Source organism: Arthrobacter sp. P1_H7 (assembly GCF_056405215.1).
In genome coordinates this window covers 65572-77864 of record NZ_JBFUCO010000009.1, presented here as the reverse complement: position 1 = coordinate 77864, position 12293 = coordinate 65572, and the positions used below count along the sequence as shown (strand labels likewise).

Annotated in this window: 10 protein-coding genes and 1 pseudogene; 3 read left to right on the top strand and 8 right to left on the bottom strand. The window is 66.5% G+C overall.

Annotated elements, in window-relative coordinates:
* Positions 1-2: 2 nt before the first annotated feature.
* Positions 3-1052, bottom strand: a complete 1050-nt coding sequence (locus AC1DXI_RS10605; RefSeq protein ID WP_476938564.1) for an ABC transporter permease — start codon at positions 1050-1052, stop codon at positions 3-5.
* 52 nt (positions 1053-1104) lie between these two features.
* Entirely contained in the window at positions 1105-2100 is a 996-nt protein-coding gene (locus AC1DXI_RS10600) for a substrate-binding domain-containing protein (protein ID WP_476938563.1), read from the bottom strand.
* A 349-nt stretch (positions 2101-2449) separates the two neighbouring features.
* Here AC1DXI_RS10600 and AC1DXI_RS10595 point away from each other — a divergent pair, with 349 nt between their 5' ends.
* Together AC1DXI_RS10595 and iolB are read left to right on the top strand one after the other, a co-directional pair.
* The gene (locus AC1DXI_RS10595) at positions 2450-3190 is read left to right on the top strand and encodes a GntR family transcriptional regulator (protein ID WP_476938562.1); all 741 of its coding nucleotides are present in this window, start codon (positions 2450-2452) and stop codon (positions 3188-3190) included.
* Between the two features lie 146 nt (positions 3191-3336).
* A complete protein-coding gene (gene iolB, locus AC1DXI_RS10590; RefSeq protein ID WP_476938561.1) occupies positions 3337-4233 on the top strand; it encodes a 5-deoxy-glucuronate isomerase in 897 nt (298 codons plus the stop codon).
* A gap of 27 nt (positions 4234-4260) precedes the next feature.
* Here iolB and AC1DXI_RS10585 read toward each other — a convergent pair whose 3' ends face one another.
* Complete coding sequence (locus AC1DXI_RS10585; protein WP_476938560.1) at positions 4261-5478, bottom strand: MFS transporter; 1218 nt, start codon at positions 5476-5478, stop codon at positions 4261-4263.
* A 165-nt stretch (positions 5479-5643) separates the two neighbouring features.
* On the opposite strand from AC1DXI_RS10585, the gene AC1DXI_RS10580 reads away from it, so the two are divergent.
* Positions 5644-6093, top strand: coding sequence for a MarR family winged helix-turn-helix transcriptional regulator (locus tag AC1DXI_RS10580; RefSeq protein ID WP_028275607.1), 450 nt, complete (start codon positions 5644-5646; stop codon positions 6091-6093).
* 75 nt (positions 6094-6168) lie between these two features.
* On the opposite strand, the gene AC1DXI_RS10575 is transcribed toward AC1DXI_RS10580, so the two are convergent.
* From AC1DXI_RS10575 to AC1DXI_RS10555, 5 genes and pseudogenes are all read right to left on the bottom strand, one after another.
* The gene (locus tag AC1DXI_RS10575; RefSeq protein WP_476938559.1) at positions 6169-7668 is read right to left on the bottom strand and encodes a sugar porter family MFS transporter; all 1500 of its coding nucleotides are present in this window, start codon (positions 7666-7668) and stop codon (positions 6169-6171) included.
* Positions 7665-8441: pseudogene (locus AC1DXI_RS10570) on the bottom strand (sugar phosphate isomerase/epimerase family protein); the annotation flags it as partial. The pseudogene AC1DXI_RS10570 and the gene AC1DXI_RS10575, both read right to left, overlap by 4 nt.
* A 44-nt stretch (positions 8442-8485) precedes the next feature.
* Positions 8486-9499, bottom strand: a complete 1014-nt coding sequence (locus tag AC1DXI_RS10565) for a Gfo/Idh/MocA family protein (protein ID WP_476938558.1) — start codon at positions 9497-9499, stop codon at positions 8486-8488.
* 16 nt (positions 9500-9515) lie between these two features.
* Entirely contained in the window at positions 9516-10427 is a 912-nt protein-coding gene (locus AC1DXI_RS10560) for a sugar phosphate isomerase/epimerase family protein (RefSeq protein ID WP_476938557.1), read from the bottom strand.
* Positions 10428-10755: 328 nt separating this feature from the next.
* Complete coding sequence (locus AC1DXI_RS10555; protein WP_476938556.1) at positions 10756-12264, bottom strand: CoA-acylating methylmalonate-semialdehyde dehydrogenase; 1509 nt, start codon at positions 12262-12264, stop codon at positions 10756-10758.
* Positions 12265-12293: the final 29 nt, after the last annotated feature.

Sequence of the window (12293 nt, the reverse complement as noted above, 5' to 3'; positions counted from 1 at the left end):
TTTTACTTCAGTTCCGCGCGGCGCTTGACGATGAGGTTGACGATGGTGGCCAGCAGCAGCATCAGGCCCAGGAAGAACTTGAACCAGTCCGGGTTCCACTGCGCGTAGACGATGCCCTTGTTGGCCATGCCGAAGATGAACGCGCCGATCGCGCCGCCGATCGCCGAGCCGTAGCCGCCGGTGAGGAGGCAGCCGCCGATCACCGCGGCGATGATGTAGAGGAACTCGTTGCCCACGCCCTCACCGGACTGCACGGTGTCGAAGGCGAAGAGGTTGTGCATGCCCAGGATCCAGGCGCAGAACCCCACGGCCATGAACAGGCCGATCTTGGTGGCCTTGACTGGCACGCCCACGGCGCGGGCCGCGTTCGCGTCCCCGCCGACGGCGAAGATCCAGTTCCCCACCCGGGTCCGCATCAGCACCCAGGTCGCGACCGCGACGAGTGCGAACCAGTAGAACACGGTGATCTTGATGTCGACGTTGCCGATGCTCACCGAGGAGGCGAAGACCGCCCGGGCCGAGGCGAAGCCGTCCATGGTCGAGATCGAGGGCGAGGACACCGAGCCGCCGATCAGCCGGGTCAGGCCCAGGTTCAGGCCGGTCAGCATCAGGAACGTGGCGAGGGTGACGATGAAGGACGGGAGCTTGGTCTTGATCAGGATCCAGCCGTTGATGAACCCGACGGACAAGGAGACCACCAGGGCCAGGCCGACGCCGACCCAGACGTTCGTGGTGAAGTACCAGCTGAACAGCGACGCGGTCAGCGCCGAGGTGATCACGGCGACGCCGGTGGAGAGGTCGAACTCCCCGCCGATCATCAGCAAGGACACCCCCACCGCCATGATCCCGATCGTGGAGGAGCCGTACAGGATGGTCGCCAGGGCACCGGGCTGGGTAAAGGTCGGGGACACCAACGCGAAGAAGATGAAGAGGACGATCGCGCCCACCAGGGCACCGACCTCGGGACGTCCGAGCAACTTCTGGAACGGACTGCGCTTGGCGACGCGCTCATCGGGCGCCGCTGACTCTGTCTTGGTCTGGGTGACGGTCATGATAATTCTCCTAGCTGCCGGGCCGGCGTGAACCGGCCCGGCCAGCGGACTGTTAGCGGATACCCTGCTGGGCGAAGGTCAGGACATCGGCCGCATTGGACTTGTCGATGACCGCCGGGCCGGTCAGCACAGGCTGGCCGCCGCCGATGTTGAAGCCGCCGCGCTTGTTCTGCCAGATGGCGTCAACGGCGCCGTAGCCCTGCAGCCACGGCTGCTGGTCCACGGTGAACAGAACTGCACCATCCACGATCTTCTGGGCGAGCTCCGCGTTGAGGTCGAAACTGGCAACCTTGGCAGAGCTGCCGGCGTCAGCGACCGACTTGAGGAGAGTCAGGGTGATGGGGGCGCCGAGGCCGATGATGACGTCGGCGTCCTTGGAAGCCTGGAGCTTGGCAGTCGCGGTGGACTGAACGGAGGTCATATCCTTGCCGTCGACGTAAAGGATCTCAGTTCCGGGCACCTTGGCCTTCACACCGGCACACCGTGCTTCAAGTCCAACGTGGCCCTGTTCCTGAATCACGCAGACCGGGTGCTTGTAACCGTCCGCGGCCAGCTTGGTGCCCACGGCTTGCCCGGCGAGCTGCTCGTTGGAACCGAAGTGGGTGAATGCTCCCAGCTGGGAGGAGACCGATTCGCCGGCGTTGAGGCTCACAATCGGGATGCCGGCGTCAGAGGCCTTCTTCAGGACGTCTTTGAGGGCTTCGGGCTTGGCGAGCGTGACAGCGATGCCGTCGACCTTCTGGTCAATGGCCTGCTGAATGAGCTGGGCCTGGCGCCCGGCTTCGGGATCGGACGTGTAGAGGAGCTCAACGTTGTCCTTCGCCGATGCCTCCTCGGCACCCTTGCGAACGATGTCCCAGAAGGTGTCACCTGCTGCGGCATGGGTGATCAGGGCGATCTTGATTCGGTCTGTGGTGGCAACTTGGCCTCCGCCAGCCGCATTGCCTGAGTCTGCGGGCTTCCCACCGGTGCTGGAACACGCGCTCAGGGCCAGCATGGGTACAACGGCAGCCACGAGGGTCGCCTTCCGCCACGAGAACTTGGTCACGATCAATCTCCTTTGATTCCGGGCCACGCCGGCCGCTTCATCGCGTCGGTCCATGAGCCATCTACAACCGATCATGGTGACTCCAATCACAGTTGTCAATAGTTTGTCCTGACATTAGGATGTTTTGACGTAACGCTACGCGATGAAATGACCGAATTCGCGGGCTTCACCTGCGCAAAGCGGTCAGCCCGACTACTACTCCCGAGGCGCCCGGCGGCACCCCTTGGCTCCCTTCGGGAGCCCTGCTACCATCAGAAAAAGGCAGTATGTCCTATCAAGCGAACATGCGCCTGTCATACGCGGAAAGACCGGCACCTCGGCCACCGCGGAGCACAAGGGAGCACGCCCAGTGGCGAATCAACTGAATCTGCAGATCGACCGCTCGTCACCGATACCCCTGTACCACCAAGTGGTGCAGGGCATCGAGGCCGCCATCCACACCGGGCTGCTGGAACCTGGCAGCCGACTGGAAAATGAGATCGACCTGGCCGCCCAGCTCAACCTGTCCCGCCCCACGATGCGCAAGGCCATGGATGAGCTGGTCCGCTCCGGCCTCCTGGTCCGCAAGCGCGGGGTGGGCACCCAGGTGGTGTCCAGCCAGGTCCGCCGCCCGCTGGAACTCTCCAGCCTCTATGACGACCTGAGCAACAACGGCAGCAAGCCCACCACCGATGTGCTGAGCTTCTCGCATGAGGAGGCGGACGCCTCGATCCGGAAGGCGCTCCAGCTTCCCGCCGGCGCCAAGGTCTACCACTTCACCCGGCTCCGGAAAGTGGGCGGCAAACCCCTGGCCCTGATGGAGAACTGGGTGCGCGACGACATCACCGCCCTTGACGAGGCAAGCCTTGCGTCGCAGGGCCTCTACGGCATCCTCCGCAACGGCGGCGTGAACTTCCGCCTCGCCTCCCAGCGGATCGGCGCCATAATCGCCAACGACTACCAGGCACCGCTGCTCGAAACCACCCCGGGCTCCGCGCTCGTCACCATGGAGCGCACAGCCGTGGACGACACCGGGCGCATGGTGGAAACCGGCCACCACGTCTACCGGGCAGATTCTTACAGCTTTGAGATGACGCTGGTTCAAAGATAGGCGCTCAAACCACGGCATAAGCGGGCGTCCAGAACTAGGCGCCTCGCGCAAGGCGTCCACCCACAAGCGCTCACCAACGAGCGCCACCGGCTCCAACAACGCACACACGCGCGTCTCTTCGGCGCGATAACGAAAGGGCAGCTTCCATGGCCAACTGGGTCTATCCGCTCGGCACCGCCGCCGAAGGCAAGTGGGACATTTCCATTGGGACGTCCGATTCCGGACTGAAGGTGGACGGGTGGGCACATACCGGGCTGAAGGTTGCCACGCTGGCGGCCGGCGGCGGCGTCGTACTGGACGCTGCGGCGGAGGAACGCATCGTAATCCCGCTCAACGGTTCCTTCGTGGCGACCGTGGACGGGCAGGACTATCCCCTCGCCGGCCGGGACAGCGTCTTCAGCGGTCCCAGCGACGTGCTCTACACGGGAGCCGGCAAGGCGGCGGCCATCACCTCGGCCGCCGGCGGACGCGTGGCAGTCGCCACCGCCCCGGCCAAGGCCGCCTACCCGACCCTCCTCATCACGGCCGCCGAAACGCCGGTGGAACTGCGCGGGGCGGGCAACTGCTCCCGCCAGGTCCACAACTTCGGCACCCCCGCCGCGCTGGAAGCGGACCGATTCATCGTCTGCGAGGTGCTCACCCCGGCCGGCAACTGGTCCTCCTATCCCCCGCACAAGCACGATGAAGAAAAAGACGGCGAGACCAACCTCGAGGAGATCTACTACTTCGAAACCCGCGTGACGCCCGGGGCCCCGCAACGCACGGGCGCCGACGACGCCATCGGCTACCAGCGCGTCTATGCCTCCGACGAGCGGCCCATCGATGTTGCGGCCGAGGTCCGGACCGGCGACGTCGTCCTGGTGCCGTACGGCTGGCACGGGCCCGCCATGGCCGCCCCCGGTTACGACTTGTACTACCTCAACGTCATGGCCGGCCCGGGCCCGGTCCGCGAGTGGCTCATTAGCGACGACCCGCACCACGGCTGGATCCGCCAGACCTGGGAGGGCCAGGACCTGGACCCGCGGCTGCCGTTCGGCCGCTAGGCCGGTAAGCCGGCTGTCGCCGGGCCGCTAGGCCGGCTGCAGCTCAGTCTCGTTGTCCTTCTCGGAGCTGTCGACGTCGGCCGGCCGGCCGGCGTCGTGCTTCTTCGCAGCAGTTGCCGCGAACGCCATGACCGCCAGGCCCAGCAGGGTGATCCCGGCACCGGCCCAGATCGGCGAGGTGTAGCCGAGGCCTGCGGTGATCGTGACGCCGCCCATCCACGCCCCCAGGGCGTTGCCGACGTTGAAGGCGCCGATGTTGGCGCCAGAGGCCAGGGTGGGAGCGCTGCTGGCGTACTTCATGACGCGCATCTGCAGCCCCGGAACGGTGGCGAAGCCGAAGCCGCCCAGCAGCACCATGGAGGCGATGGTCACCGGCTGGTTGCCCGCGGTCAGGGCGAAGAGCACGAGCACCGGCACCAGGATGGCGAGGACTACGACCAGGGTGCGGTCCACATTCTTGTCCGCAGCCTTGCCGCCGAGGGTATTGCCGATGAAGAGCCCGACGCCGAAGAGGATCAGGAGCCAAGGGACCGTGGTGGCGGAGAAACCGGTGACCTCGGTGAGGGTGAAGGCGATGTAGGTGAAGGCGCCGAACATGCCGCCGTAGCCGAGGATGGTCACGAGGATGGAGAGCCAGACCTGCCCGGACCGGAAGGCACGGAGCTCGCCGCGGAGCCCGCCAGCGGCAGATTCGCCGGACCCCGTCTTCGGCACAAGGGCAAGAATGCCGGCCAGGGCGAGGACGCCGATGACCGTGATGGCCCAGAACGTGGAGCGCCAGCCCGCAGCCTGGCCCAGCATGGTGCCGAACGGGACGCCCAACACATTTGCTGCCGTCAGGCCGGTGAACATGATCGCGATCGCGCCGGCCTTCTTGTTGGGCGCCACCATGCTGGCGGCCACCACGGCGCCGATGCCGAAGAACGCGCCATGCGACAACGCGGCAATGATGCGGCCGATCATCATGACCGAGTAGTCCGGCGCGAGCGCCGAGACGAGGTTGCCGGCGATGAAGAGCACCATCAGCACGGCCAGCACGGGCTTGCGTTCAAAGCGCGTCACGGCCGCGGTGAGGCCCAGCGCCCCGACCACGACGGCGAGCGCGTAGCCGGAGATGAGCCAGCCCGCGGTGGCCTCGGTGACGTGGAAGTCTGCGGCCACTTGCGGCAGCAGACCCATGATGACGAACTCGGTGAGTCCGATGCCGAACCCGCCGAGGGCGAGGGCTATCAGGCCAACAGGCATGGAGGTGCTCCTTACAAAGCTGTACGGGATGGGGGTATGGCGCGTAAGCTAGTAGTTGCAGACGCGTTATTTATTCTTGCACAAGCAGATACAGCGCGCAAGCAACTATTATTTGATGTGCCCGTCACCACCCTGCCGGGCTCACGAGTTGAAGGGAAAAACCTGATGGGCATCAAGGACGACGCCGTCGAGGTCCGGGCACAAGGCTGGCGGACCCTGGCGGCCCTGCACGGGCTGATCGAAGCCGAGCTGGAGCGTTCCCTGCAGGCCGAGGCCCAGCTCTCCGTCGTGGAGTACACCGTGCTGGATGCGCTGAGCCGGCAGGACGGCTGGCACATGCGGATGCAGCAGCTGGCCCGCGCCACGGCGTTGAGCGCCAGCGCCACCACGCGCCTGGTCAACCGGCTCGAGGACCGCGGGCTGCTGACCCGGATCCTCTGCGCGGATGACCGCCGCGGGATCTACACCGAGCTCACGCCCAGCGGCATCGCGCTGCTCGAGCAGAGCCGGCCGGTTCACGACGCCACACTGGAGCGGGCGCTGGCCGAGGCCCAGGAAGTCCCCGAACTGGCACCGCTGGTTGACGCCCTCCCCCGGCTGCACGCCGGAGTCTGAGGCCACAACGGTCAAGCGCTAACGCACGAAAGCCCCGCCCGATGACGTCGCGGGCGGGGCTTTGTGATGGAAAGACTAAGCGTTGACAGGCTGCTTGACGGCCGCCTGTTTGAAGAAGTGTTCCAGGTCTTCCAGGCTCTTTCCCTGGGTCTCCGGAACCACGCGCTTCACCCAGACGATGGCTGCCAGCTGGATCGCAACGAAGATGAAGAACGTCACCGAGACGCCAATCCAGGACACCATCTGCGGGAAGAAGAACCCGATCAGGAAGTTGATCATCCAGAGCACGAAGACACAGATGCCCATGCCGATGCCGCGGACGTGCAGCGGGAAAATTTCGGCCATCGTCAGCCACGTCACCGTGCCAATGCAGGACTGCATCGAGGCCAGGAACGTCACCATGAACAGCAGTACGAGATAGCCGCGGAGGGTGCCCTCCGGGATGAGCATGGAGATGACGCCGATGGCCAGCAGGGACGCTGCAGTGCCGGTCAGGCCGGCGATCAGCATGGACTTGCGCGGCAGCCGCGACATGAGGGACATCCCGACGACGACGGCGACCACCGAGGTGACACCGTTGACGACGTTGGCAATGAGGGCGCCCTGGTCGCCAAAGCCCGAGCTGGAGAGGATGGACGTGCCGTAGTACATGATGGCGTTGACGCCGCTGATCTGGTTGATCACGGCCATGCCGAGTCCGACGACGAAGATGCGACGGATCCACGGAACCGTGAGGTCGCGGAAGGTGCCGAGCTTGGATTGGTAGTCTTCCCGCGCGGCCTGCCGGACTTCGTCGAACTCGGTGGATATGTCCTCCGTGGCGCGTGTCCGGCGCAGCACCTCAAGGACTTCACCGAAGCGGCCGGCCGACGCCAGCCAGCGTGGGCTTTCAGGCAGGAGCAGCATGCCGAACCACAGGACGACGGCCGGCAGCGTGGCAATGACGAGCATCCACCGCCAGACGTGGGAGGCCTCCGGGAAGGCGTTGCCCAGCACGGCGTTAAACGTGAAGGCCAGGAACTGTCCCGTGACGATCATGAGCTCGTTCTGCGTCACGATTCGTCCGCGCTGGGCTGCCGGGGACATCTCCGCGAGGTAGACCGGAACGATCACCGATGCCCCGCCGACGGCGAGGCCCAGCAGGGTGCGGGAGGCTATGAGCATCTCGGTGCTCGGCGAGACGGAGCAGGCGATGGTGGCCACCGCAAAGATCAGCGCGAGCCCCATGATGGTCTTGCGCCGGCCGAAACGGTCCGAGAGCCGGCCCGCCGAGATGGCGCCGAACGCCGCGCCGAAGAGCAAGGTGGAGGTCACGAGCCCCTCGGTCAGCGGGGTGAGGCCGAGATCCCGCTGCATGAACGGCAGCGCGCCGTTGATGACGCCGGTGTCATAGCCGAAGAGGAGGCCGCCAAACGTGGAGAACAGCGCCACGCGCCGCATGAAACCCTTGGAATTCGAGGCGCAGGCGGTTCGGGCCGCGGCTTCCCCGCCCGCGGCTTCCCGGGCCGTGGAGTCGGCTGAGGCGTCGGCCGAGGCCGGCGCTGAGCTGGTCAGTGTGCCGTCAGGCTTCGTCATAGGCTCGCCTTCTCGATGCGCTGCGTCATGGTCTCCAGCTGGTAGCGGGAGACCTCCGCGGCGTTGTCGTCCTCGGCGAAGACGCTCGAGACCATCACCGTGTCGTCGCGGTCCAGGAAACCGATTTCCTTCAGGCCGCCGAAGAACTCGTCCCAGTTGACGTCGCCGTCGCCGATCTTCAGGTGCTGGTGCACGCGGACGGGGTTGCCGGGCGGGTTGGTGATGTAGCGCAGGCCGTGTGAGGCGTGGTGGTCCATGGTGTCGGCGACGTGGACCAGGCGCAGCTTGTCCCCCGCGGCCCGCATGATCTCCAGCGGGGCGTTCTTCATGTGGAAGCTGTGCGAGGCCACATAGACCAGGCCCACGTTCTTCGAGTTCAGCCCGCGGATCACCCGGATCGCGGCCAGGCCCTCCTCCACGAAATCGTCCGGGTGCGGATCGATCAGCAGGTCGATCCCCTCCCGCTCGATGATGGGGAGCAGCTCCTCCATGGAGCGGTAGAAGGCCCGCTCGGATTCCTCGGCCTTCTCCGGCCGGCCGCTGAACTCGGTGTTCATGGTGCCCACGCCCAGGTCCACGGTGATCTGGATGGCCCGCTTCCAGTAGCGGACGGCGGCCTCGCGGGCGTCCTCGTCCGGCCCGGACCAGCGCAGCACGGGCAGCACCGAGGCGATTTCGATTCCCGCGTCCTTGCAGGCCGCCTTCAGCTGGCCCACCAGTGCGTCGTCGGCCTTCGGGTGGTTGTAGAAGGGGATGAAATCGGCGTGCGGGGTCGCGCCCCGAACTTGTCAGGAGGGGGCGCCGSCCGGCAGGGTTCCTAGCGGTAGAGGGCGGGCTTGGCGTTGAGCTTCACGGCGACCTTTTCGCCGTTCTTCTGCGCCTCGACGCCGGCCTCGCAGCAGGCGGCCGTGGCGTAGCCGTCCCAGGCGGTGGGGCCGCCGATCTCACCGCGCAGGGCCGCGTCAACCCAGGACTGGATTTCGACGTCGTACGCTGCCCCGAAACGTTCCTCGAAGCCGGGGGTGACGTTGCCGCCCCAGTGGCCATTGCTGCGGGTGTAGGGGCCCTTGTCCCCGCCGATGCTGACGATGCCGTCCTCGAAGGAGGCCTGGGTGGCCACTTCGTAGCCGAACTTGGCGTTGACGTAGATCTCGACGTCGGCCAGGACGCCGGACTCGGTCTCGATCAGGACGTGCTGCGGGTCGTGCTGCCCGGCCGGCGCGTTCCGCGTGGCTTTACCGAGGCGGACCTGGACCGAGGTGATTTCCTCGCCGGTGAAGTACCGGATGGCGTCGAACTCGTGGACCACGGAGTCGTTGATCAGCATCTCGTTGGTGAAGCCCGCCGGGGTGGTGGGGTTCCGGTGCTGGTGGTGCAGCATAAGCAGCTCGCCGAGTTCGGAGTCGCGGATGATCTTGCCCAGGGCGGCGTATTCGGCGTCGAAGCGGCGCATGAAGCCGACCTGGATGCGCTTGTGGCCGAGCTTTTCTTCGGCTTCGACGATCTTCCAGGCGGATTCGGCATCCGGGGTGAGCGGCTTCTCGCAGAGGATCGGGATGTCCTTGGCGATCGCCTTGAGCAGGATGTCTTCGTGCAGGAAGCCGGGGGTGGCGATCAGCACGGCGTTCACGTCGCCGTTGTTGAGGGCTTCCTCGGCGTCGGCCAGGGCGACGGCGCCGGGGATGCCCTCGATGGCGGCCTGGGCGCGGGCGAGGTCGACGTCGACGACGGCGGCCACTTCGGCGCCGTGGATGCGGGTGTTGAGCCGCTGGATGTGGTCTGCGCCCATACGGCCGGCGCCGATGACAGCTACGCGGAGGGTCTTAGTCATGATCTTGTCCTCAGTTCTAGTTGACGGCGGTGCGGGAGCCGCAGGAGAGCAGGTAGTTCCGGGTGCGCTTGGCGATCGGCATCGGGACGTCGAAGGCCACCGGGTACATGTCCTGTTCCACAATGCCAAAGATCGGCCGGTTGAGCGCCTCGACGGCTTCGATGACGGCGCGCAGGTCCGGCAGGCCGTTCGGCGGTTCGGTCATGACGCCGGCCAGGTTGGCGGCCGCCCAGGTCATGTTTTCCTCGTTGACTTGTCTGAGGATTTCCGGGTTGATCTGCTTGAGGTGCAGGTAGCCGATCCGGTCCGGGTAGTTCTTGATCAGATCGAGGCTGGAGGCACCGCAGTATTCGGCGTGGCCGGTGTCCAGGCAGAGGTTGAGGTACTTGGCGTCCGTGGCGGCGAGGAGGGTCTCGATGTCCTCCTGCGCGCCGACATGGGAGTCGGCATGCGAGTGGAACTGCTGCTTCAGGCCGAAGTCCTCCAGCAGGGTCTTGCCCAGGCGGTTGTGGCCCGTGAAGAGGTCGCTCCAGGCCTTTTCGGTGAGCGTGCCGCTTTCCACGGCCTCGCCGGTGACGTCGTCGCGCCACATGGCCGGGATGACCACGATGTGTTCCCCGCCCATCGCGGCGGTGAGTTCGGCGACCTTGCGGGCCGGTTCCCACGCGGTTTCCCACTGGTCCAGGCCGCGGTGAAAGGCGGTGAACACGGTTCCTGCGGTGACCTTCAAGTCACGGGCCTTGAGTTCCTCGGCCAGCCGGGAKGGGTCGGTGGGGAGGTAGCCGTAGGGGCCCAGTTCGATCCACTTGTAGCCGGATTCGGCCACCTCATCCAGGAAGCGTTCCCACGGGGTCTGCTGCGGGTCATCCGGGAACCAGACGCCCCACGAGTCCGGCGCGGTGCCGATGATCAGCTTGTTCTCTGTCATTTCCATTCCTTCTCATCGATTGCTCCGCAGGTGCCGTTTTGGACGCTCAAAACGGCGGTTGCGGAGCAGTCGATCGTGGTTGTTGGGGGGGCGGTGGGTGGGCCCACGCCGCCAGGGTTCCCTGTCCGTGGGGCCCCACCGGCGAGGGCCCCTGCCTGAGCTTGCGAAGGCTGGGAGCCGGTGGGGACTTGCGAGGCGAGGGGGGCGGTGGGTGGGCCCACGCCGCCAGGGTTCCCTGGCCGTGGGGCCCCACCGGCGAGGGCCCCTGCCTGAGCTTGCGAAGGCTGGGAGCCGGTGGGGACTTGCGAGGCGAGGGGGGCGGTGGGGACTAGTTGGACGGGAAGTTGTAGGAGGCTCCGGAAGCGTGCGTGGGTTCGGGCCAGCGCGAGGTGATGACCTTGCCGCGGGTGTAGAAGGAGACGCCTTCGGGGCCGTAGATGTGCTTGTCGCCGAACAGCGAGGCCTTCCAGCCGCCGAAGGAGTGGTACGCCACCGGGACGGGGAGCGGCACGTTGATGCCGATCATGCCCACCGTGACGCTGCGCTGGAACTTCCGGGCTGCGGCGCCGGAGGAGGTGAAGATGGCGGTGCCGTTGCCGTAGGGGTTGGAGTTGATCAGGGCGATGCCGGCGTCGAGGTCCTCCACCCGGACCACAACCAGGACGGGGCCGAAGATTTCCTCGGTGTAGGCGGTCATTTCGGTCTTGACGTGGTCCAGGACGGTGGGGCCGACCCAGAACCCGTCCTCGTGGCCGGGGACCACGAGGTCGCGGCCGTCCACCACCATGGCGGCGCCGGCGGTTTCGGCCTCGGTGACGATCTTCACGATGCGTTCCTTCGACGCCGGCGTGATGACCGGGCCCATTTCGGCGTCGGGCACGGTGCCGTTGTTGACCTTGACGGCCAGGGCACGCTCCTCGACCTTTTTGACCAGCAGGTCGGCGGCTTCGCCGACGGCGACGGCGACGGAGATGGCCATGCAGCGTTCCCCGGCGGAGCCGAAGGCGGCGGCGGCGAGGTGGTCGGCGGCGTTGTCGAGGTCGGCGTCGGGCAGGATGATCGCGTGGTTCTTCGCCCCGCCCAGGGCCTGGACGCGCTTGCCGTGCGCGGTGGCGGTCTCGTGGACGTACCGGGCGATCGGGGTGGAACCGACGAACGAGATGCCATCCACGTCCGGGTGGGTCAGGAGTCCGTCGACCGTTTCCTTGTCGCCGTGCAGGACCTGGAAGACGCCGTCGGGCAGCCCTGCCTGCTTCCACAGCTTGGCGAGCAGCATGGAGGCGGAGGGGTCTCGTTCGGAGGGCTTGAGGATGAAGGCGTTGCCGGTGGCGATCGCCATCGGCGCCATCCACAGCGGCACCATGACCGGGAAGTTGAACGGGGTGATGCCGGCGACGACGCCGAGCGGCTCGCGGAAGGAGAACACGTCGATGCCGGTGGAGACCTGGTCGGAGTAGTCGCCCTTGAGCAGCTGCGGGATGCCGCAGGCGAATTCGATGACTTCAAGGCCCCGGCCGATCTCGCCCTTCGCGTCGGAGAGGACCTTGCCGTGTTCGGCGGTGATCAGCTCGGCGAGCTCGTCGATGTGGGAGGCGACGAGTTCGCGGAACTTGAACAGCACGGCGGTGCGCTTGGCCAGGGAGATGTCGCCCCAGGTGTCGGCGGCGGCGCGGGCGGCGGCGACCGTGGCGTCCAGGTCTTCCCGGTTGGCCAGCCGCAGCTCTGCGGAGACGGCGCCGGTGGCGGGGTTGTAGACGGGCTGGGTGCGGGTGCCGACGCCTGCGGTTTCGGCACCGTTGATGAAGTGGCTGATGGTCGAGACGGTCGTCGTTGACATGGTGATGGACTTCCTTGGTCTGTGGCTTG